The sequence below is a fragment of the Citrobacter sp. CK191 genome, assembly GCF_030333435.1.
GTDB lineage: Bacteria > Pseudomonadota > Gammaproteobacteria > Enterobacterales > Enterobacteriaceae > Citrobacter_B > Citrobacter_B koseri.
In genome coordinates this window covers 25,557-48,097 of record NZ_JAOWFX010000020.1, presented here as the reverse complement: position 1 = coordinate 48,097, position 22,541 = coordinate 25,557, and the positions used below count along the sequence as shown (strand labels likewise).

General features: G+C 53.9%; 15 protein-coding genes. 3 read left to right on the top strand and 12 right to left on the bottom strand.

Features of this window, described 5'->3' with window-relative positions; translation table 11 throughout:
• Positions 1-25: 25 nt before the first annotated feature.
• Positions 26-1,480, bottom strand: a complete 1,455-nt coding sequence (locus OGV82_RS04080) for an FAD-binding oxidoreductase (protein ID WP_012134883.1) — start codon at positions 1,478-1,480, stop codon at positions 26-28.
• Between the two features lie 63 nt (positions 1,481-1,543).
• Complete coding sequence (locus OGV82_RS04075; protein WP_012134885.1) at positions 1,544-2,329, bottom strand: SDR family oxidoreductase; 786 nt, start codon at positions 2,327-2,329, stop codon at positions 1,544-1,546.
• A gap of 317 nt (positions 2,330-2,646) precedes the next feature.
• Between OGV82_RS04075 and OGV82_RS04070 the strand changes: the two genes are divergently transcribed.
• Positions 2,647-3,945 (top strand): MFS transporter, encoded by a 1,299-nt coding sequence (locus OGV82_RS04070; RefSeq protein ID WP_012134886.1) that lies wholly within the window; start codon positions 2,647-2,649, stop codon positions 3,943-3,945.
• A 25-nt stretch (positions 3,946-3,970) separates the two neighbouring features.
• Positions 3,971-5,449: an FGGY-family carbohydrate kinase gene (locus tag OGV82_RS04065; protein ID WP_024130901.1), complete on the top strand. Its 1,479-nt coding sequence runs from the start codon at positions 3,971-3,973 to the stop codon at positions 5,447-5,449.
• Positions 5,450-5,598: 149 nt separating this feature from the next.
• On the opposite strand, the gene queE is transcribed toward OGV82_RS04065, so the two are convergent.
• From queE to rlmD, 6 genes are all read right to left on the bottom strand, one after another.
• Entirely contained in the window at positions 5,599-6,270 is a 672-nt protein-coding gene (gene queE, locus OGV82_RS04060; RefSeq protein ID WP_047461605.1) for a 7-carboxy-7-deazaguanine synthase QueE, read from the bottom strand.
• A 136-nt stretch (positions 6,271-6,406) separates the two neighbouring features.
• Entirely contained in the window at positions 6,407-7,705 is a 1,299-nt protein-coding gene (eno, locus tag OGV82_RS04055) for a phosphopyruvate hydratase (protein WP_012134889.1), read from the bottom strand.
• A gap of 90 nt (positions 7,706-7,795) precedes the next feature.
• Positions 7,796-9,433, bottom strand: coding sequence for a glutamine hydrolyzing CTP synthase (pyrG, locus tag OGV82_RS04050; protein ID WP_047461602.1), 1,638 nt, complete (start codon positions 9,431-9,433; stop codon positions 7,796-7,798).
• Positions 9,434-9,786: 353 nt separating this feature from the next.
• Complete coding sequence (mazG, locus tag OGV82_RS04045; protein ID WP_012134891.1) at positions 9,787-10,578, bottom strand: nucleoside triphosphate pyrophosphohydrolase; 792 nt, start codon at positions 10,576-10,578, stop codon at positions 9,787-9,789.
• 130 nt (positions 10,579-10,708) lie between these two features.
• Positions 10,709-12,943, bottom strand: coding sequence for a GTP diphosphokinase (relA, locus tag OGV82_RS04040; protein WP_047461598.1), 2,235 nt, complete (start codon positions 12,941-12,943; stop codon positions 10,709-10,711).
• A gap of 51 nt (positions 12,944-12,994) precedes the next feature.
• Positions 12,995-14,293, bottom strand: a complete 1,299-nt coding sequence (rlmD, locus tag OGV82_RS04035) for a 23S rRNA (uracil(1939)-C(5))-methyltransferase RlmD (protein WP_047461595.1) — start codon at positions 14,291-14,293, stop codon at positions 12,995-12,997.
• Positions 14,294-14,350: 57 nt separating this feature from the next.
• Between rlmD and barA the strand changes: the two genes are divergently transcribed.
• Positions 14,351-17,107, top strand: a complete 2,757-nt coding sequence (gene barA / locus OGV82_RS04030; RefSeq protein WP_047461593.1) for a two-component sensor histidine kinase BarA — start codon at positions 14,351-14,353, stop codon at positions 17,105-17,107.
• Positions 17,108-17,195: 88 nt separating this feature from the next.
• Here the strand turns inward: barA and OGV82_RS04025 are convergent, their stop codons facing one another.
• The 4 genes from OGV82_RS04025 to gudP all read right to left on the bottom strand — a co-directional run bounded on the left by OGV82_RS04025 (position 17,196) and on the right by gudP (position 22,475).
• A complete protein-coding gene (locus tag OGV82_RS04025; RefSeq protein WP_047461590.1) occupies positions 17,196-18,338 on the bottom strand; it encodes a glycerate kinase in 1,143 nt (380 codons plus the stop codon).
• Between the two features lie 81 nt (positions 18,339-18,419).
• Positions 18,420-19,760, bottom strand: a complete 1,341-nt coding sequence (gene gudD / locus OGV82_RS04020; RefSeq protein WP_024130902.1) for a glucarate dehydratase — start codon at positions 19,758-19,760, stop codon at positions 18,420-18,422.
• A 19-nt stretch (positions 19,761-19,779) separates the two neighbouring features.
• A complete protein-coding gene (locus OGV82_RS04015) occupies positions 19,780-21,120 on the bottom strand; it encodes an enolase C-terminal domain-like protein (protein ID WP_012134897.1) in 1,341 nt (446 codons plus the stop codon).
• Positions 21,121-21,122: 2 nt separating this feature from the next.
• A complete protein-coding gene (gene gudP / locus OGV82_RS04010) occupies positions 21,123-22,475 on the bottom strand; it encodes a galactarate/glucarate/glycerate transporter GudP (protein WP_012134898.1) in 1,353 nt (450 codons plus the stop codon).
• Positions 22,476-22,541 lie beyond the last annotated feature (66 nt).

Here is a 22,541-nt window from a genome sequence, read left to right as displayed (position 1 = left end):
CTTAAAGGATTTTGCGTATAACTCTCTATTTTTCAATCGGGTAGATCGTGCCTGTATTCATAATACCGTTTGGATCAAACTGGCGCTTGAGACCTTCCAGCAGCGGCCAGGCGCTACCGTGTTCCAGCTTGCTCCAGTGAACGCGGTGCTTACCAATGCCGTGGTGATGCACCATTGAGCCGCCAAGACGGATCGTCTCTTCGCAGATGATCTTGTTGAGCGGGTTATGGTATTTATCAATCTCCTCTTCCGGCTTGCAGTCCACCACGTTGTAGTCATACACAAAATACATGTTGGTGCCGTTGATATAGCTGTGAGAAGAGTGGCCGCCCAGCATGGTGATATCGTCCGCATGCGGGAACTCGGTACGGATACGGTTGATCACGCTTTCGTAGATTTGATGGATGCAGCTCCAGCAACCAGATACTTCCGTCGTAAAGCCCATATTGCCGGTTTTCAGGATCTGTACGCGTTCGGCAGCCACTTTTTCCGGCCCCCAGTTCAGATGGTTGAACCAGTTTTCGATAAGTTTGCTGTCCACCCGCTGGCACTGCGGGTAGCGCGCCACGATCTCTGCAATCCCTTCGCCGGTGGCTTGCGCCAGTCGCGGATTGCCTTCAGCCATAAAAATCAGCACACATTTGCCGTCGGCAAAATGCGTGAAGTGCTGGGTTCCATCTTCGGCGTCGTACAGGCGCGCAATGGAGGGGCGATAGCCTTCCACCATGACTTCACGCAGGATGTCGAAACCGGTTTTCATGTCGTCCAGCACATAGCCGTAGTAGAGGTTGTTTTCGGGCGTGAACTTAAAGATTTTCACTGTGACTTCAGTGATGTAGCACAGCGCGCCTTCGTTCCCAATGATGATATGGCGGATATCCGGCCCGGCCGCCCGGCGAGGCACGTTTTTGATGCGGGTAATGGTTCCGTCCGCCAGCACGGCTTCCAGCCCCACCACCATATCTTCAATCGCGCCGTACAGCGTGGAGAACTGGCCGATACTGCGGGTGGCGACCAGACCGCCCATCTGCGCCAGCGGCTTAGACTGCGGCGAGTGCCCGGTGGTATAGCCTTTTTCACGCAGCGCGTTTTCCAGAATCTCAAGCGGTACGCCACATTGCGCGGTTGCCTGCATGTTTTCGATATCAATACTCAGGATTTGATTCATCCCTGCGCCGTCCAGCACCACAGAATCTTTGACGACAGTTTCCAGACCGCCTTCCGTCGCAGATGCGCCGGTACGCGGCACGCCATTGATTTTATGCTGATTCATGAATGCCAGAACACGAGAGACCTGCTCCGTCGAACCGAGCTTAACCACGGCCGCCGGAATGGGCAGCGTGTAAACGCCGTGAATATCCGCATATTTGCGAAAACGGTCAATACTGTTTTTCTTTAATACGGTTTCATCCGTAATAACACGCCCGGAACCCACAATTTCTTTTAACTGGTCAACAATCGCTTCACGGGATAATGACATAATAAATCCTTCCTGATAGTCAATGCAGAATAAAATAAAAACCAGAAACCACCGATATTAAAATTAACGCACCAGATAACCGCCATCGACAACCAAAAGATGACCATTAACATAATTTGATGCCTGACTGGCGAGGAATATCGCCGCCCCCATAAGATCCTGAGTATCACCCCAACGATTGGCCGGAATATGATCCAATACACGCTGATTAGTTTCCGGGTTACTGCGGGTTGCCAGCGTAATATCAGTGGCATAATAACCCGGCGCAATACCGTTAACCTGAATATTATATTGCCCAAGCTCATCGCAATATGCTTTGGTAAAACCAGCAAGCGCATGCTTGGTTGCTGAATAAGCCGGAGACCACTGCCCGCCAAGATAAGAGAACAAAGAGCAGATATTAATAATTTTCCCGCTATTTTGTGGGATCATAATTTTTGCCGCTTCATAGCTCAGCTCAAACGCCGCAGTCAGGTTAACATCAATCATCGGGTCCCAGTCCGCGCGGCCAAAGTCCAGAACCTTATTCAGCTTACAGATCCCGGCGTTGTTCACCAGAATATCTACCGTGCCAAAACGCTCGCAGCAGGCGGCAATAATCTTCTGCGGCGCGCCTTTCTCGGTGATGTCCACTTGCATGAACGCCACTTCAACACCTTGTGCTTCAATGAGTTCTTTCGTTTCACCGTTATCCTTTACGAAGCTGGGAATAAAAAGATTGGCTCCGGCTTTCGCCAGCGCCATCGCGAAAGCCTGACCCAGACCACTGTTCCCGCCCGTTACAATTGCCGTTTTCCCTTTCAGGGAGAAAAAATCCATTGAGAATGCATTGAGAGATTCGATCGACATAGTTGGCTCCAAATTCCTTCAGGCAAAAAAAAAGAAAGGTAACTTCCCCCGCGAGAGGGAAGTTACCTTTCTCATTATCTCTGGTAACTGGCGTAAATTTTTAGCACAACCTCCAGACATCTAATGTGATCGTAATCACAGATGAACCGTTCGCTTTGTAATTATGGTAAAAAACAAGAAGCGTGATTATTCTCACACTATAAGCTGCCCTTCCATGCTATTTCTAACGTAATTACTAGAGACCTGAGAAAAGTAATCCTCCTGAAAAGGCGGCTTACTTTTCTCTTTTTTTTGTCCATTACAAATGGGAATTCGATATGCAACACAACTCATATCGCCGCTGGATAACCCTCGCCATTATTAGTTTTAGCGGTGGCGTCAGTTTTGATCTGGCTTATTTACGCTATATATATCAAATTCCCATGGCAAAATTTATGGGATTTAGCAATACCGAAATAGGGCTAATAATGAGTACCTTTGGTGTTGCTGCTATTATTCTTTATGCGCCCAGCGGAATCATCGCCGATAAATTTTCCCATCGCAAAATGATTACCTCCGCAATGATTATTACCGGACTACTCGGTCTGGTCATGGCGACGTATCCACCGCTATGGGTCATGCTGTGCATTCAGGTCGCGTTCGCGATTACGACAATCCTGATGCTGTGGTCCGTATCCATTAAAGCCGCGTCGCTGCTTGGCGATCACAGTGAACAAGGCAAAATTATGGGCTGGATGGAAGGGCTGCGCGGCGTCGGCGTGATGTCGCTGGCAGTGTTTACCATGTGGGTCTTTTCTCGCTTCGCGCCGGATGACAGCAACAGCCTGAAAACGGTGATTCTGATTTACAGCGTGGTCTATATCCTGCTGGGTATCCTGTGCTGGTTCTTCGTCAGCGATGGTCATCATCACAGCAGCGCGGCAAAAGAAGAGAAAAAATCATTCCAGCTCAGCGATATTCTGGCCGTGTTACGCATCAGCACCACCTGGTATTGCAGCATGGTCATCTTCGGTGTCTTTACGATCTATGCCATCCTCAGCTACTCCACCAACTACCTGACCGAAATGTATGGCATGTCGCTGGTCGCCGCGAGTTACATGGGCATTGTGATCAACAAAATTTTCCGCGCTATCTGTGGCCCGCTGGGCGGCATCATTACCACTTACAGCAAAATTAAATCGCCGACGCGCGTCATTCAGCTTCTCTCCATTGTCGGAGCCGTCGCGCTTATTGCGCTGCTGGCCACCAACTCAAATCCACAGTCTGTCGTGATGGGGATCGGCCTGATTCTGCTGTTGGGCTTCACCTGCTACGCCTCACGCGGGCTTTACTGGGCCTGCCCTGGTGAAGCCAGAACGCCGTCTTACATCATGGGAACGACGGTAGGTATCTGCTCGGTTATCGGTTTTCTACCCGACGTTTTTGTTTATCCGATCGTAGGCCACTGGCAGGACACGCTCCCGGCAGCGGAAGCCTATCGCAACATGTGGCTGATGGGACTGGCGGCGCTGTGTATGGTGATTCTGTTTACCTTTTTGCTCTTTCGCAAAATTCGTACCGCTAACGCCACACCGGAAAAGATGACATCGCTGGCCGCAGAAGCCTCCGGCGAGTGAAGAGAGAAAATTAAGGAGAATGACAATGTCGAAGAAATACATCATTGGAATTGATGGCGGAAGTCAGAGTACGAAGGTCGTGATGTACGATCTCGAAGGGAATGTGGTGTGCGAAGGGAAAGGATTGTTACAGCCCATGTATACACCCGATGCCAATACGGCAGAACATCCTGATGATGATTTATGGACGTCTTTATGCTCCGCAGGGCAAGACCTGATGAGTCAGTTTTCGGGTGACAGAAAAGACATTGCTGGAATCGGTCTGGGTTCCATCCGTTGCTGTCGCGCATTATTAAAAGCCGACGGCACGCCCGCAGCTCCGCTGATTAGCTGGCAGGACGCGCGCGTAACCCGTCCCTACGAGCATACCAACCCCGATGTGGCTTATGTCACCTCATTTTCAGGTTATCTGTCGCATCGCTTAACCGGTGAGTTTAAAGACAATATCGCCAACTACTTTGGGCAGTGGCCGGTGGATTACAAAACCTGGGCGTGGAGCGATGACGATGAGGTGATGAAGAAGTTCAACATTCCGCGCAGGATGCTGTTTGACGTCCAGATGCCGGGAAGCGTGCTCGGTCATCTGACTGAAGCCGCCGCCCTGGCAACGGGTTTCCCTGTCGGCTTGCCCGTGGTCTGCACTACCAGCGACAAACCGGTGGAAGCACTGGGCGCAGGATTGCTGGACGATGAAACCGCAGTTATCTCATTAGGCACCTATATCGCCCTGATGATGAACGGCAAAGCGCTCCCCAAAGATCCGGTCGCTTACTGGCCGATTATGTCTTCTATTCCCGAAACCCTGCTCTATGAAGGCTACGGTATTCGTAAAGGCATGTGGACGGTCAGTTGGCTGCGGGATATGTTGGGCGAATCACTGATTCAGGACGCCAAAGCACAGGGGCTGTCGCCGGAAGATTTACTCAATAAGAAAGCGGCCGGCGTACCGCCTGGCTGTAACGGTTTAATGACGGTTCTCGACTGGCTAACCAATCCCTGGGAACCGTTCAAGCGAGGAATCATGATCGGCTTTGATTCCAGCATGGATTACGCATGGATTTACCGTTCTATTCTGGAGAGCGTTGCGCTGACGCTGAAAAACAACTACGACAATATGTGCAATGAAATGAACCACTTTGCTAAACATGTGATCATCACCGGGGGTGGTTCGAATAGCGACCTGTTTATGCAAATCTTTGCCGATGTGTTCAATCTCCCCGCCAGACGCAATGTGATAAATGGTTGCGCGAGTCTGGGAGCGGCAATTAACACGGCCATAGGGCTTGGTCTGTACCCGAACTATGAGACCGCGGTTGAAAAAATGGTGCGGGTAAAAGATGTGTTTATGCCGATAGAGAGCAATGCCAGACGCTATGACGCACTGAATAAAGGGATTTTCCGCGACTTAACGCAATACACCGATGTGATTTTGAAAAAGTCGTATGAAGTGCTGCATGGCAATCTGGATAACGTCGATTCGATTCAAAGCTGGTCGAACGCGTAGCATTCCTTATCTCGCGTCTTATCCGGCCTGTAAATGAACGGGCGAACGTGCCGGATGGCGACGCGTTGCGTCTTATCCGGCCTACAAATGAGTATGACCGTAGGCCGGGCAAGCGAAGCGCCCCCGGCAAGCGCGCTAACGATTTTTTATCACGCAATATTCAGATATTTGTGCGTCTGCATTGATAAGCGCCAGTTACGCGCGATACAGGTTTCAATGCACAGACGCGTCGCGTCTTCTTTCTGGCTGATTGGCTGCAAGGCAATGATTCGCGGCTTATCGTCGCTCAGCGTCGCCAATAGCTCATCCAGCGCTTCAATATCACGGACGCGACCAACAGGGTGCTTGATTTCATTCGCACGCTCCAGCGCCTGCGACAGGACATCATAGCCACCGCGCATATTCACCTTCGGCGAGACCGTCACCCAGGTATTCGGCGTACAGCGCACCTCGTGGGTACCGCTGGTTTCAATCTGACAGCTGAATCCATTCTTCTCAAGTAAATCGGTCAATGGCATCAGGTCATGGATACAGGGCTCTCCGCCGGTGATCACGACATGACGCGCGGTATACCCCTGTCGGCTTATCACCGCCAGCAGGTCTTCACTACTTGCCGCGCCCCACTTGTCGCTCTCTTTGGTCTTCGCCAGGATGCTGTATAACGACACTTCCCGATCTTCAAGCTTATCCCAGGTGTGTTTGGTATCGCACCAGGCACAGCCAACCGGGCATCCCTGTAAACGGATAAAAATGGCGGGGACGCCGGTAAAGTAACCCTCACCTTGCAGGGTCTGGAACATCTCGTTAATCGGGTACTGCATAGCATTCTCTGTTAAGGGGATAATCAGTGATTATCGCAGAAAGCCTCGCTAAGGTCATGCACAGCAACTGCGCCAAACGCACGCCATAAAAAAACCCGCCGGAGCGGGTTTTTTACGTTAAGAGTGAAGAGCAGGATTACGCCTGACCTTTGATCTCTTTACGACCGTTGTACGGAGCTTTTTCGCCCAGCGCTTCTTCGATACGAATCAGCTGGTTGTATTTAGCAACACGGTCAGAACGGCTCATAGAACCGGTTTTGATCTGGCCTGCTGCGGTACCAACAGCCAAGTCAGCGATGGTCGCGTCTTCAGTTTCGCCAGAACGGTGAGAGATAACGGCAGTGTAGCCAGCGTCTTTCGCCATCTTGATAGCAGCCAGCGTTTCGGTCAGAGAACCGATCTGGTTGAATTTGATCAGGATGGAGTTAACGATGCCTTTGTCGATACCTTCTTTCAGGATCTTGGTGTTGGTTACGAACAGGTCGTCACCAACCAGCTGGATTTTGTCGCCCAGCACTTTGGTCTGGTATGCGAAACCGTCCCAGTCAGACTCGTCCAGACCGTCTTCGATGGAAACGATCGGGTACTGTTTGGTCAGGTCTTCCAGGAAGTGAGTGAATTCTTCAGAGGTGAATGCTTTGTTGCCTTCGCCAGCCAGAACGTATTTGCCGTCTTTGTAGAATTCAGATGCTGCGCAGTCCATCGCCAGAGTGATGTCTTTGCCCAGCTCGTAGCCAGCAGCTTTAACCGCTTCAGCGATAACAGCCAGTGCTTCAGCGTTGGAGCCCAGGTTCGGCGCATAGCCGCCTTCGTCACCAACAGCAGTGTTCATACCTTTAGCTTTCAGAACTTTAGCCAGGTTGTGGAACACTTCAGAACCCATACGTACTGCTTCTTTCAGGGTTTTAGCGCCAACCGGCTGAATCATGAATTCCTGGATATCAACGTTGTTGTCAGCGTGCTCGCCGCCGTTGATGATGTTCATCATCGGAACCGGCATGGAGTATTTGCCCGGGGTGCCGTTCAGTTCAGCGATGTGCTCGTACAGCGGCTGACCTTTAGAGGCCGCAGCGGCTTTGGCGTTAGCCAGAGACACAGCCAGGATCGCGTTCGCACCGAAGTTAGATTTGTTTTCAGTACCGTCCAGGTCGATCATGATTTTATCAATGCCAGCCTGATCTTTGGCGTCTTTGCCAAGGATTGCCTGAGCGATCGGGCCGTTAACCGCTGCAACAGCTTTGGTTACGCCTTTACCCAGGAAACGGGATTTGTCGCCATCGCGCAGTTCCAGCGCTTCGCGGGAACCCGTAGAAGCACCTGACGGAGCGGCTGCCATACCAACGAAACCACCTTCCAGGTGTACTTCGGCTTCAACAGTCGGGTTACCACGGGAGTCGATGATTTCACGACCGATGACTTTAACGATTTTGGACATTAGGTTTTCCTCAGTACAAGTTAAACTAAAACTCCAGACAAACAACGCGTACCTTTTGGTACGCGTTGCCGTTCTAACTTTTTTTACTTCTTACTTCGCCTGACGCTTCTGATAGTCGCTGGCGGCTTTCACAAAGCCTGCAAACAGCGGATGCCCGTCACGCGGCGTTGAAGTAAATTCCGGGTGGAATTGACAGGCAACGAACCACGGATGGTTCGGCACTTCGATGATCTCGACCAACTGATCATCCCCGGAACGGCCCGCAATGCGCAGACCCGCAGCTTCAATTTGGTTCAACAACATGTTGTTGACTTCATAGCGGTGACGATGGCGCTCAGTGATTGTCGGCGTACCGTACATCTGGCGAACCAGGCTCTCATCGGAAAGCTGACACATCTGCGCGCCAAGACGCATGGTGCCACCCAGATCGCTCTTCTCCGTACGGACTTCAACGTTGCCGTTCTCGTCACGCCACTCGGTAATCAGCGCCACAACAGGGTACTTACAGTCTGGCACAAATTCCGTTGAGTTGGCGTTTTCCATACCCGCTACGTTGCGCGCAAACTCAATCAGCGCAACCTGCATACCCAGGCAAATACCCAGATAAGGAATATTGTTTTCACGCGCATAACGCGCCGTCGCGACCTTACCTTCAACGCCACGGTAGCCGAAGCCGCCAGGGATCAGGATAGCGTCCAAATCTTTCAGAATTTCGACGCCGCGCGTTTCAACATCCTGCGAATCGATCAGCTTGATGTTGACGGTGACACGGTTCTTCAGGCCACCGTGTTTCAGCGCTTCAATCACCGACTTATAGGCATCCGGCAGTTCAATGTACTTGCCGACCATACCGATAGTCACTTCGCCCGCCGGGTTCGCTTCTTCGTAGATAACCTGTTCCCATTCGGCCAGGTTCGCTTCCGGGCAGTCTAAGCTGAATCGTTTACAAATATAATCGTCCAGGCCCTGAGATTTCAACATGCCCGGAATTTTATAAATAGAATCGACGTCTTTCAGAGAAATAACGGCCTTTTCAGCAACGTTACAGAACAATGCAATCTTCGCACGCTCATTGGCCGGAACGGCGCGATCGGAACGGCAGATCAGAATATCCGGCTGGATACCGATGGAGAGCAGTTCTTTAACGGAGTGCTGCGTCGGTTTCGTTTTGACTTCGCCTGCCGCGGCCATGTACGGCACCAGCGTCAGGTGCATAAACAGCGCGTGCTCACGACCGATATCAACCGCCAGTTGACGAATCGCTTCCAGGAACGGCAGGGACTCGATATCACCGACAGTACCGCCGATTTCGACCAGCACCACGTCGTGGCCTTCGCCGCCTTCGATGATGCGCTCTTTAATCGCGTTGGTGATGTGCGGGATAACCTGTACGGTTGCGCCCAGATAGTCGCCACGGCGTTCTTTACGCAGAACGTCAGAGTAAATACGACCCGTGGTGAAGTTGTTGCGGCGGCTCATCTTGGTGCGAATGAAGCGCTCATAGTGACCCAGGTCCAGATCGGTTTCGGCGCCGTCTTCAGTAACGAACACTTCCCCGTGTTGGATTGGACTCATAGTACCAGGATCGACGTTGATGTACGGATCCAGTTTCATGATGGTCACGTTGAGGCCACGGGCTTCAAGAATGGCTGCGAGGGAGGCTGCGGCAATGCCTTTACCCAGAGAGGATACGACCCCGCCGGTCACAAAAATATAGTTCGTTGTCATGCTGAACCTGAGAAGTTAGGTTTAAAAGACGATGGAATAACCAGGACGGGAAAGCAGTATACCCGAACATGGCGTATGCCACAAACTTTCATTATCCCCTCTCCTTCGTTCTTCAAGCCGCACCAGTGTTAGCTTCCTTCACTCACCCCAGTCACATCGCATTTCTATGTTCCTGGGGATTCTTTCAGTCGCCGCCTTGTTGCGACTCGAATAACTCGAAGAGGCAGTATACAAGGTGTTTCATCAACATAACGGGAAGAGAAAATAGCCCCTTTGGGGTAAATGTTTTTGACGTAAATCAAGAGCTTGTTATTTAAAAAATCACACAAAACGCCCTTGACTGCCTAAATTCGTTAGAGATCAATTTCCTGGCGTTTTACCTGCTGCCAGACTTCTTCCATTGTTTCCAGATCAACCCCCGTCATTTCCAGGCCTCGCGCCGCAACAATCCGCTCAACTTCACGAAAACGCCGTTCGAACTTTTCATTGGCTTTTTGTAACGCGGTCTCTGCTTTTGTCCCTAAATGACGCGCCATATTGACGGTGGCAAAGAGCAGGTCGCCCATTTCCTCCTCCAGTTTAGCCTGGTCTACGACAGCCTGCCGCGCCTCGAACATGACCTCGTCGATCTCTTCATACACCTTATCGACAACCGGCCCTAACGTCGTCCAGTCAAAGCCGACGTTCGAACAGCGCTTCTGGATTTTTTGCGCGCGCATTAACGCCGGTAAGCTGCGGGGAATATCATCCAGCGCCGAATGCTGCGCTTTCTGCGCGCGCTCTTCGGTTTTGATTTGCTCCCAGCGGGCTAATACCTCGGTACTGTTGTGAGCGGCAACGTCCGCAAAAACATGCGGGTGGCGACGTTCCAGTTTATCGCTGATGGCGGCGCAAATATCATTAAAGTCAAAGCGCCCTTCTTCCTGCGCCATCTGCGCATAAAACACGACCTGAAACAGCAGATCGCCCAGCTCTCCGCGCAGGTCGTCAAAGTCCTCACGGGCAATGGCGTCGAGCACTTCATAGGTTTCTTCAAGGGTATACGGCGCAATGGTGGCAAACGTCTGCTCTTTGTCCCACGGGCAGCCGTTTTCCGGGTCGCGCAAGCGTTGCATGATGCCAAGCAGGCGATCGATTTGATTCATTGGAATATCCTGAAAATTGTCACCAACGTAGGCCGGATAAGGCGACAGCCGCCATCCGGCAACTGGCAATGCCTGATGGCAACGCTGACGCGTCTTATCAGGCCTACAAAGCTTATCCGGCCTGGAAAAATTAATTACCGTGCAAACGACGCGCGTCGATCACATCCGGCACCTGGTTGAGTTTACTGAGAACGCGCCCCAGCACTTGCAGGTTGTAAATTTCGATGGTCATATCAATGGTGGCGAGCTGCTGCCGGGTGTCGCTGCGGCTGGCCACCCCCAGCACGTTTACCTTCTCGTTAGCCAGAATGGTGGTGATATCCCGCAACAAGCCGCTGCGATCGTTGGCCTGAACGCGTACCACCAGCGAATATCCCGCAGAGTAGCTCTCGCCCCACACCGCATCCACGATACGTTCCGGTGCATGAGAACGCAGCTCCACAAGCTGTTCGCAGTCCGCCCGGTGAACGGAGATCCCACGCCCCTGGGTGATAAACCCGACAATCTCATCTCCAGGAATCGGCTGGCAGCAGCGCGCAATGTGGTGCATCAGGTTGCCGACCCCTTCCACCACCACGCGACCATCGTCTTTACGGCGATTCTGCGGGGCGTATGTTTTCTGCTGAAGCTGTTTCAGCGCGGCGGCATCCTGTTCGGCGGCGCTCGGCTTATTAAACTGCGATTGCAGGAAGTTCACCATCTGGTTAAGGCGAATATCCCCGCCGCCAATCGCCGCCAGCAGTTCCTCCAGCTCATTGAAGTTGTAGCGCGGCAGCAGGTGTTTTTCCGCCTCTTTCAGGCTGATGCCCAAATGCGCCAGTTCATCGTCGAGGATTTGCCGCCCGGCGAGAATGTTCTTGTCCCGATCCTGCTTGCGGAACCAGGCGTGGATTTTAGAACGGCCACGGCTGGTCGTCACATAGCCCAGGTTCGGGTTGAGCCAGTCCCGGCTAGGGTTTGGCTGCTTCTGGGTGATGATTTCAATCTGATCGCCCATCTGCAACTGATAGGTAAACGGCACGATACGCCCGCCGATTTTCGCCCCGATGCAGCGATGCCCCACATCGCTGTGGATATGATAGGCAAAGTCAAGCGGCGTGGAGCCTGCGGGCAGATCCACCACATCGCCTTTTGGCGTAAAGACATACACCCGGTCGTCAAAGACCTGGCTGCGCACTTCATCCAGCATTTCGCCAGAATCCGCCATCTCTTCCTGCCAGGCGATCAGCTTACGCAGCCACGCAATTCTGTCTTCATGGCCCGTGCGTGCGCCCCCGGAGACCGCTCCCTCTTTGTACTTCCAGTGCGCCGCGACGCCCAGTTCGGCATCTTCGTGCATCTGTTTGGTACGAATCTGGATCTCAACGGTTTTACCGCCAGGGCCAAGCACCACCGTATGAATTGACTGGTAGCCATTAGGTTTCGGGTTGGCGACGTAATCATCGAACTCGTCCGGCAGATGGCGATAGTGCGTATGCACAATCCCCAGCGCGGCATAGCAGTCCTGCAAACGTTCGGCCACAATACGCACGGCGCGCACGTCAAACAGCTCGTCAAACGCCAGATGCTTTTTCTGCATTTTGCGCCAGATGCTGTAGATGTGTTTCGGGCGGCCATAGACCTCCGCCTTCACGCCTTCGGTTTTCATTTCAGAACGCAAATGCCCGACAAACTCTTCAATGTAATGCTCGCGGTCAATGCGGCGTTCGTGCAACAGTTTGGCGATCCGCTTGTATTCCGCCGGGTGCAGATAGCGGAAGCAGTAATCTTCCAGCTCCCACTTCAGTTGCCCGATGCCCAGCCGGTTAGCCAGCGGAGCATAGATATTGGTGCACTCTTTCGCCGCCAGTACGCGTTCATCTTCCGGCGCGTCTTTAACCTCGCGCAGATGGGCGATACGTTCCGCCAACTTGATGACCACGCAGCGGAAGTCGTCCACCATCGCCAGCAGCATCCGACGAACGTTATCCACCTGCTCGGAGGAGACGGAATCGTTATGCGTCGCTTTCAACTGACGAATCGCCGCCATATCGCGCACGCCGTGAATCAGATTGACGATCGATGTCCCCACGCTCTCGCGCAGGATATCTTCGCTGACAACATTGGCGTCAGCCAGGGGGAAGAGCAGCGCCGCCCGCAGCGTGTCGATATCCATACTTAACGTAGAGAGGATTTCCACCATCTCCACGCCACGCCACAGCAACAGTTCCGCATCGGGATGTCCTTGTGTCTGTTGCAGGCAATACGCCCAGGTTTCGGCTAAGCGTTCACACGACTGCTGGCTGGAGATACTCAGACTCGCGATCCATTTTTTCGGATCAAACTCACCAGCTTTATTAAGATGTGCACTTCTTACCGCAACCATTGTCCTCTCCTTAAGGGACCAGGCCTACCGAAGTCAGCAAGCCATGACTCATTACAAACGCTCAAACAACACCATTGATTCCAGATGCCCAGTGTGTGGGAACATGTCGAGCATCGCCAGCCGCTGAATTTGGTATCCGGCATTCAACAAGGCGTCGCTATCCCGTGCCAGCGTAGCAGGATTACAGGATACATAAACAATACAAATTGGTTTTAACTTTATAATGTGTTTCATCACGCCTGCCGCCCCGGCACGAGCGGGATCGAGCAAAATTTTATCAAAACCATTTTTCGCCCATTGCTGCTTCGTGACATCTTCTTCGAGATTTTCGTGAAAGAATGTCACATTCTGTAATCCGTTACGCCGCGCGTTTTCCCGGCCTTTTTCCACCAGCGCCGGAACGCCTTCAACGCCCACAACGCTGGCGGCGCGCGTCGCCAGCGGCAGAGTAAAATTCCCCATGCCGCAGAACAGATCCAGAACGCGGTCGCCAGGTTGAATATCCAGCCATTCCAGCGCCCGGGCGACCATTTTCTGGTTCACCCCTTCGTTGACCTGAATAAAGTCGCGCGGGCTGAAGGTTAAGCGTAGCCCGTTTGAATCATACCAGGGCGTCTCCCCGGTAAGCGGTTCAAGTATGTCGCTTTGAGGGGCCAGAAACAGAGACAGTCCCTCAGAATGCGAAAAGCGTTCCAGTTTTTCTCTGTCCGCCGCGCTCAAGGGCGCCGTATGACGCAGCACCATCAGGGTGCCATTCCCCGCCTGTACCAGCTCGACATGGCCAAAGTGGCGGTTTCCTTGCAAACTTTCCAGACACGCCCTGACGCGGGGCAGCAGCGCCTCAAGCTGGGGCACCAGAATGGGGCACTGCCTGACATCCACGATATCGCTGGAGCCCGCCTTGCGAAATCCCATCTGCAATTGCTGAGTTTTAGGCAGATAATTCAGGCTTAAACGCGCACGGCGTCGATAGCCCCACGGCGTATCGGCGATCACCTCGGCGACATCGCATTTCATTAAGCGCGACAGCGCGGCGCTTTTGCTGCGTTGTTGCAGCGCGACGCTGGCATGCTGCTGCTGGCAGCCGCCACAGACGCCAAAGTGCGGGCAGCGCGGCGTTTCCCGTTCCGGGCTATCATTCAGGCGACGCTTAACTTGCGCGCGGGCGAACTGTTTTTTATCTTCGGTAATGACGACGTCGCCCTTTTCCTGGGGCAGTAATCCCGGTATAAACAGCGCCTTTCCATTATGGCGAGCCACGCCCTGACCAAAAGGATCGAGGTCATTGACCGTAACGGTTATGATCTGACGCGTCGTCACGCGTCGTTTTGCAGAGTAGAATTGCGCCATCGACGAGATATTTCTCAATTTAACAGTGTGACCCTAATTGTCCCATAACGGAACTCCATGACCAACTACAGCCTGCGCGCACGCATGATGATTCTGATCCTGGCCCCGACCGTCCTCATTGGTTTACTGCTCAGTATCTTTTTCGTTGTGCATCGCTATAACGACTTGCAGCGTCAACTGGAAGATGCTGGCGCCAGCATTATCGAACCTCTTGCGGTCTCCAGCGAATATGGCATGAACCTGCAAAACCGCGAATCAATCGGGCAGCTCATCAGCGTTCTCCATCGCCGCCACTCCGACATCGTGCGCGCCATTTCCGTTTATGACGAGAATAACCGGCTGTTTGTCACATCCAATTTCCATCTCGATCCGTCAGAAATGCAGCTCGCCACCGGGGAGCCGTTTCCCCGCAGGCTGAGCGTGACCCGCCACGGGGACATTATGATCCTGCGAACGCCGATTATCTCCGAAAGGTATTCGCCGGACGAATCCCCCGTAACAGATGCCAAAACGCCGAGAAATATGTTGGGATATGTGGCGCTTGAACTGGATCTCAAGTCCGTCCGCCTGCAACAGTACAAAGAGATTTTCATCTCCAGCGTGATGATGCTGTTCTGTATCGGCATTGCCTTAATTTTTGGCTGGCGCCTGATGCGCGACGTCACCGGCCCCATTCGTAATATGGTCAATACCGTTGACCGCATTCGTCGTGGGCAGCTCGACAGCCGCGTCGAGGGCTTTATGCTGGGCGAGCTGGATATGCTGAAAAACGGCATCAACTCGATGGCGATGTCGCTTGCCGCTTACCATGAAGAGATGCAGCATAATATCGATCAGGCCACTTCGGATCTGCGCGAAACGCTGGAACAGATGGAGATCCAGAACGTTGAGCTGGATCTGGCGAAGAAGCGCGCTCAGGAAGCGGCGCGTATTAAGTCTGAGTTTTTGGCCAACATGTCGCACGAACTGCGTACGCCGCTTAACGGCGTGATTGGCTTTACCCGTCTGACGCTAAAAACCGAACTCAATACAACCCAGCGCGATCACCTCAATACTATCGAGCGTTCGGCCAACAACCTGCTGGCGATCATCAATGACGTGCTCGATTTTTCCAAGCTGGAAGCGGGCAAGCTGATTCTGGAAAGCATTCCCTTCCCGCTACGCAGCACGCTGGATGAAGTGGTGACGCTGCTGGCGCATTCATCCCATGACAAAGGGCTGGAGCTCACGTTAAACATCAAAAATGACGTACCGGATAACGTCATTGGCGACCCGCTGCGCCTACAGCAGGTCATTACCAATCTGGTCGGTAATGCCATTAAATTTACCGAAAGCGGCAATATCGACATTCTGGTTGAAAAGCGCGCGCTCAGTAATACCAAAGTACAGATTGAAATCCAGATCCGCGATACCGGCATCGGCATTCCCGAGCGCGACCAGTCGCGTCTGTTCCAGGCTTTCCGCCAGGCGGACGCCAGCATTTCACGCCGTCATGGCGGAACCGGTCTGGGGCTGGTGATTACGCAAAAACTGGTCAATGAGATGGGCGGCGATATCTCGTTCCACAGTCAGCCCAATCGCGGTTCCACTTTCTGGTTCCACATTAATCTCGATCTCAACCCGAATGTGATAAGCGACGCGCCGCCAACGCGCTGTCTGGTCGGAAAACGGCTGGCCTACGTCGAACCGAACGCCACCGCCGCGCAATGCACGCTGGATATGCTGAGCGACACGCCGCTGGAGGTGATCTACAGCCCGACGTTCTCAGCGTTGCCGCTGGATCACTACGATATCCTGCTCATCAGCGTTCCGGTGACCTTTAACGAACCGCTCACCATGCAGCAAGAACGGCTGGCAAAAGCCGCCGCCATGACGGACTTCCTGCTGCTGGCGCTGCCTTGCCATGCCCAGATTAACGCCGAAAAACTCAAGCAAGGCGGCGCGGCGGCCTGTCTGTTAAAACCGCTCACCTCAACGCGTTTACTGCCTGCGCTGACGGAATACTGCCATTTAAATCAGCATGTTGAACCGCTGCTGACGGATGAGAACAAAATCGCCATGACGGTAATGGCGGTCGACGATAACCCGGCCAACCTGAAGCTGATCGGCGCGCTGCTGGAGGACAAAGTCCAGCATGTGGAGCTTTGCGACAGCGGGCATCAGGCGGTGGAACGGGCCAAACAGATGCAGTTTGATTTGATCCTGATGGACATTCAGATGCCGGATATGGACGGTATCCGCGCCTGTGAGCTGATTCATCAGCTTCCGCATCAGCAGCAAACGCCGGTGATCGCCGTGACGGCACATGCGATGGCGGGTCAGAAAGAGAAGCTGCTGAGCGCGGGGATGAATGACTATCTGGCCAAGCCGATAGAAGAAGAAAAGCTGCACAGTCTGCTGTTACGCTATAAGCCGGGGGCCGTGGTAGCAACCCGATTACCCGCCGCTGAATCGACAGAGTTTATCGTCAACCCGAACGCAACGCTCGACTGGCAACTGGCGCTGCGCCAGGCGGCCGGAAAATCCGATCTGGCGCGGGATCTGCTGCAAATGCTCATCAACTTCCTGCCGGAAGTGCGTAACAAAATTGAAGAACAGCTGGTGGGAGAGGCGCCCGAAGGGCTGGTGGATCTCATCCACACGCTGCACGGCAGCTGCGGCTACAGCGGGGTGCCGCGCATGAAAAACTTGTGCCAGTTAATTGAGCAGCAGTTACGCAGCGGCACCAAAGAAGAGGAGCTTGAACCCGAGTTCCTGGAGCTGCTTGATGAGATGGACAACGTCGCGCGCGAAGCAAAGAAAATATTAGGATGAGGGGGATGCCGGATGGCGACGCTAGCGCGTCTTATCCGGCCTACAGGTGCGTGGCCGTAGGCCTGATAAGCGCAGCGCCATCAGGCAGTTAACGTAAATGTTGCCCCACGTTAAGGGTGGCGGCGATATTGCGCGCAGCCATGCGCACATTTTCTGCGGCATTCTCCAGCGCCTCATCCAGCGTACAGATGGTATAAATCACGCTGAAAACAGCATCCAGCCCATGTTGGTGTACAACACCCACATCCGCCGTCAGGCTACCTGCAATGCCAATCACGGGCTTATTATGTCGTTTCGCGACCTTTGCCACGCCGACAGGCACTTTGCCGTGAATCGTTTGGCTGTCGATGCGCCCTTCTCCGGTAACAACCAGATCCGCATCAGCAACGCACTCTTCCAGATGCAAGGCATCGGTCACGATCTCAATGCCGCGCCGTAACTCCGCGCCGCAAAACGCATATAATGCGGCCCCCAGACCGCCCGCCGCGCCGCCGCCCGCCAGTTCGAATACGTTAATATCCAGATCGCGGGAAATCAGCCGGGCATAGTGCGTCAGCGCGTCATCTAAGCGTTGAATCATCTCCGGCGTGGCGCCTTTTTGCGGACCAAATACCGCAGATGCCCCCTCTTTCCCGGTCAGCGGATTCGTGACATCGCAGGCGACTTCGATACGACACGCGGCAAGACGTTTATCAATACCGCTGATATCAATCTTTGAGAGCGCTTCCAGCGCCGCGCCGCCTTGCGTAATCTCCTGGTGCTGCGCATCCAGCAATTTCGCCCCCAGCGCCTGCACCATACCGGCTCCGCCGTCATTCGTCGCGCTACCGCCAAGGCCAATAATAATATGTTCCACCCCGGCATCGAGAGCGTGGCGAATTAACTCACCGGTTCCCCACGAGGTGGTTTTTAGCGGATCGCGTAATTGCGGTGGAACCAACTCCAGCCCGCTGGCGGCGGCCATTTCGATAAAGGCCGAACGCTCGTCGCCAGAAAGCCCATAAAATGCCCGCACGCTGTCACCGAGCGGGCCCGTCACGTCAACATCAACAATCCGGCCTGCCGTGGCCTCGACCATCGCTTCAACCGTTCCCTCACCACCATCAGCAACCGGGAGTTTTACGTAATCCGCATCAGGCCAGATTTCACGAAACCCCTCCTCAATGGCGGTCGCTACCTCAAGAGCGCTCAAACTTTCCTTATAAGAGTCCGGTGCGATCACTATTTTCATAAAGCATCCTTACGCATGTTGACTGTACTAAGCATACACCAGGAGAAGAACCGACCCCATGACGAAACCGGTTCAATACAGTCAGCGCACCATGCACGGGCGCTTATTGTCGAATGTCCAGTTCGGGATCAGATACTGCATTCCCATCGCATCATCACGCGCGCCCAGGCCGTGTTGCTGATACAACTCGTGCGCCTTCATCACCTGATCCATATCAATCTCAACGCCAAGACCTGGTTTATCAGGCACCTGCACCATACCGCCTTTGATTTCAAACGGCTCTTTGGTCAGACGCTGATTACCTTCCTGCCAGATCCAGTGGGTATCGATCGCGGTGATCTTGCCTGGCGCGGCGGCCGCCACATGCGTGAACATCGCCAGGGAAATATCAAAGTGGTTATTGGAATGCGAACCCCAGGTCAGGCCGAACTCATGGCACATCTGCGCGACGCGAACAGATCCCTGCATCGTCCAGAAATGTGGGTCAGCCAGCGGAATGTCCACAGACTGCAAGGAGAGCGTATGCCCCATTTGACGCCAGTCAGTGGCGATCATATTGGTGGCCGTCGGCAGGCCGGTCGCGCGACGGAACTCCGCCATCACTTCACGACCAGAGAAACCCTGCTCCGCCCCGCACGGATCTTCCGCATAGGCCAGCGAGCCTTTCAGGTACTTACCGATTTGGATTGCTTCGTTCAGCGACCAGGCGCCGTTCGGGTCCAGCGTCACGCGGGCATTCGGGAAGCGTTTCGCCAGCGCTACAATGGATTCCGCCTCTTCATCTCCCGCCAGAACGCCGCCCTTCAGTTTAAAGTCGTTAAAGCCATACTTCTCGTATGCCGCTTCCGCCAGGCGGACGACCGCATCAGGAGTCATCGCCTCTTCGTGACGCAGACGATACCAGTCGCATTTCTCATCCGGCTGGCTCTGGTACGGCAGCGGCGTCGCTTTACGGTTGCCGACAAAGAACAGATAGCCAAGCATTTCCACTTCGCTACGCTGTTGCCCCTCACCCAGCAGGGATGCCACGTTAACCCCCAGGTGCTGGCCTAACAGATCAAGCAGCGCCGCTTCAATGCCGGTGACCACATGAATGGTGGTACGTAAGTCGAAGGTTTGTAAGCCGCGCCCGCCCGCATCACGATCGGCGAACTGATGACGCACGGCATTCAGCACGTTTTTGTACTCACCCAGCGTTTTACCCACCACCAGCGGGATCGCCTCTTCCAGCGTCTGGCGGATTTTCTCACCGCCAGGGATTTCCCCTACGCCGGTGTGACCAGAATTGTCTTTAATAATGACGATATTACGGGTGAAGAACGGCGCATGCGCCCCGCTCAGGTTCATCAGCATACTGTCATGCCCCGCAACCGGGATAACCTGCATAGCGGTAACAACAGGGGTCGTAAATTGTGTACTCATCATTCAGTCCTTATATGAATTAGCGACGGCCGAAAACGGGGCGTTTACGATCAAAAGTCCAGCCGGGGATCAGGTATTGCATCGGGCCTGCGTCATTGCGCGCGCCGCCGGGCAGTTTTTTGTAAGCGTCATGCGCTTTCTGCACCTGTTCCCAGTCCAGCTCCACGCCAAGACCCGGCGCATCCGGCACTGCAATTTTTCCGTCTTTAATTTCCAGCGGTTGCTTCGTCAGGCGACAATCGCCCTCCTGCCAGATCCAGTGGGTGTCAATCGCCGTCGGTTTACCCGGCGCGGCAGCGCCAACGTGAGTGAACATCGCCAGGGAAATATCGAAATGGTTGTTCGAATGGCAGCCCCAGGTCAGCCCCCAGTCATCGCATAATTGCGCCACGCGCACCGCGCCGGAGAGCGTCCAGAAGTGCGGGTCGGCGAGCGGAATATCCACCGCGTTTAACATCACCGCATGGCCCATTTCACGCCAGTTGGTGGCAATCATGTTGGTCGCGACCGGCAGCCCCGTCGCACGACGGAACTCCGCCATCACTTCACGCCCGGAGAATCCTTGTTCTGCGCCACACGGATCTTCAGCATACGTGAGCACATCGTTCAGCCCTTTACACAGTGCGATGGCTTCATCCAGCAGCCAGGCGCCGTTTGGGTCAACCGTGATTCGCGCATCCGGGAAGCGTTTTTTCAGCGCGCGGGCCGTGTCGATCTCCTGCTCGCCGGGCAACACGCCGCCCTTCAGTTTGAAATCTTTAAAGCCGTAGCGATCCTGCGCCGCCTGCGCCAGATGCACAACCGCGTCGCTGGTGAGCGCTTCCTGATGGCGCAGGTGATACCAGTCATGATTGCCCGGCGTTTTTTCGAGATAAGGTAAATCCGTTTTGGTGCGATCGCCCACGTAGAAAAGGTAGCCCAGCACAGTCACCGCATCGCGTTGTTTGCCCGGCCCTAACAGTTCGCACACCGGTACATTCAGCGCTTTGCCCAGCAGATCCAGCAGCGCCGCTTCCAGAGCCGCTACCGCATTCACCCGCAGTTCGAAAGTCCAGGCGCCTTTACCAAAGGTATCAAAGTCGGCAGCCTGATTACCTTTATGCACCTGTTGCACCACTTTATTCAGGCGGGCCACTTCCTGGCCTAAAACCATCGGAATCGCATCCACCAGCGTCTGGTAAATCACCTCGCCGCCGGGCGCTTCACCCACGCCGGTGTTACCGGCGTTATCGGTGAGGACGACGATATTGCGCGTGAAATACGCGTTATGCGCCCCACCGATGTTGAGTAACATACTGTCATGTCCGGCCACCGGAATGACTTTCATATCGGTAATGACGGGACTTGATTGCGTTGTCATATTTATTGTCCTGCTACAGGTTTCAGTTCGATGCGTTTAATATCCCCGACCAGCACGAGGTAACTCAGTACCGCCACCAGCGCATGGACGCCAACGTAAATCAGCGCGCCATTGAACGAGCCGGTCGTGCCGACGATGTAGCCAATCGCAATTGGCGTTACGATGCCGGAAATATTGCCAAACATGTTGAATAAGCCGCCGCTCAAGCCGCTGATCTCTTTCGGCGCGGTGTCCGCCATGACTGCCCAGCCCAACGCGCCAATGCCTTTACCGAAGAAGGCCAGCGCCATGAAGCCGATAATCATCCATTCGACGTTGACGTAATTACAGAACACCATCACCATCGACAGCAGCATCCCCATCACGATCGGCGTCTTACGGGCGATGTTCAGCGAGCCGGTACGACGCATCAGCCAGTCGGAAATAATGCCGCCCAGCACGCCGCCCACGAAGCCGCAAATAGCCGGGACGGAAGCGACGAATCCCGCTTTCAGAATCGACATGCCACGCGCCTGCACCAGATAAACCGGGAACCAGGTGATAAAGAAATAGGTCAACGCATTAATGCAGTACTGGCCGATATAGACGCCGATCATCATGCGGGAACCCAGCAGCTGTTTGATTTGGCCCCATTTCACGCTAAACGGGACTTTCACCTTCGTATCTTTCTGATCCATATTGATCAGCGCGCCGCCTTCAGCAATGTACTCCAGCTCTTTTTTGTTAACGCCGGGATGCTGGTTTGGTTCATGGATCACTTTCAGCCAGATAAAGCTGATCACGATCCCCAGACCGCCCATAAAGAAGAAGACATGCGACCAACCCACTTCATGGGTCAGCCAGCCCATGATTGGCGCAAAGATAACGGTGGCAAAGTATTGCGCGGAGTTGAAAATCGCCACCGCCGTTCCCCTCTCCTGCGCCGGGAACCAGGCCGCGACGATTCGGCTGTTGCCGGGGAAAGATGGCGCTTCGGCTAACCCGACCAGGAATCGCAGGGTAAACAGCGCCACGATGATGCCAAAACCGCTGAAGATATCCACAAAGCCCTGTAACAGGGTAAACATGGACCAGATAAAGATGGACCAGAAGTAGACACGTTTAGAACCAAAACGGTCGAGCAGCCAACCGCCGGGGATTTGCCCGATCACGTAGGCCCATGAGAAAGCGGAGAACACGTACCCCATGCCTACCGGGTCGAGACCAATATCTTTGGCCATTTCCGATCCGGCAATGGACAATGTGGCGCGGTCGCCATAGTTGAAGGATGTGACGATAAACAGCATCACCACTATCCAGTAGCGGGCATTGGTGCGTTTTTCCGCGCCGCTCACCGCGTGACTTAATGAACTCATTGTTGCACTCCTGAATTTTCGCGTTATCTACGCTCACTCTGAACTGCACAACCGGTAGGGAATCAG

Bases quoted from the DNA above. Each gene is read 5' to 3' on its own strand.
- OGV82_RS04080 (WP_012134883.1), bottom strand. From the start codon at position 1,480: ATGTCATTATCCCGTGAAGCGATTGTTGACCAGTTAAAAGAAATTGTG.
- OGV82_RS04075 (WP_012134885.1), bottom strand. From the start codon at position 2,329: ATGTCGATCGAATCTCTCAATGCATTCTCAATGGATTTTTTCTCCCTG.
- OGV82_RS04070 (WP_012134886.1), top strand. From the start codon at position 2,647: ATGCAACACAACTCATATCGCCGCTGGATAACCCTCGCCATTATTAGT.
- OGV82_RS04065 (WP_024130901.1), top strand. From the start codon at position 3,971: ATGTCGAAGAAATACATCATTGGAATTGATGGCGGAAGTCAGAGTACG.
- queE (WP_047461605.1), bottom strand. From the start codon at position 6,270: ATGCAGTACCCGATTAACGAGATGTTCCAGACCCTGCAAGGTGAGGGT.
- eno (WP_012134889.1), bottom strand. From the start codon at position 7,705: ATGTCCAAAATCGTTAAAGTCATCGGTCGTGAAATCATCGACTCCCGT.
- pyrG (WP_047461602.1), bottom strand. From the start codon at position 9,433: ATGACAACGAACTATATTTTTGTGACCGGCGGGGTCGTATCCTCTCTG.
- mazG (WP_012134891.1), bottom strand. From the start codon at position 10,578: ATGAATCAAATCGATCGCCTGCTTGGCATCATGCAACGCTTGCGCGAC.
- relA (WP_047461598.1), bottom strand. From the start codon at position 12,943: ATGGTTGCGGTAAGAAGTGCACATCTTAATAAAGCTGGTGAGTTTGAT.
- rlmD (WP_047461595.1), bottom strand. From the start codon at position 14,293: ATGGCGCAATTCTACTCTGCAAAACGACGCGTGACGACGCGTCAGATC.
- barA (WP_047461593.1), top strand. From the start codon at position 14,351: ATGACCAACTACAGCCTGCGCGCACGCATGATGATTCTGATCCTGGCC.
- OGV82_RS04025 (WP_047461590.1), bottom strand. From the start codon at position 18,338: ATGAAAATAGTGATCGCACCGGACTCTTATAAGGAAAGTTTGAGCGCT.
- gudD (WP_024130902.1), bottom strand. From the start codon at position 19,760: ATGAGTACACAATTTACGACCCCTGTTGTTACCGCTATGCAGGTTATC.
- OGV82_RS04015 (WP_012134897.1), bottom strand. From the start codon at position 21,120: ATGACAACGCAATCAAGTCCCGTCATTACCGATATGAAAGTCATTCCG.
- gudP (WP_012134898.1), bottom strand. From the start codon at position 22,475: ATGAGTTCATTAAGTCACGCGGTGAGCGGCGCGGAAAAACGCACCAAT.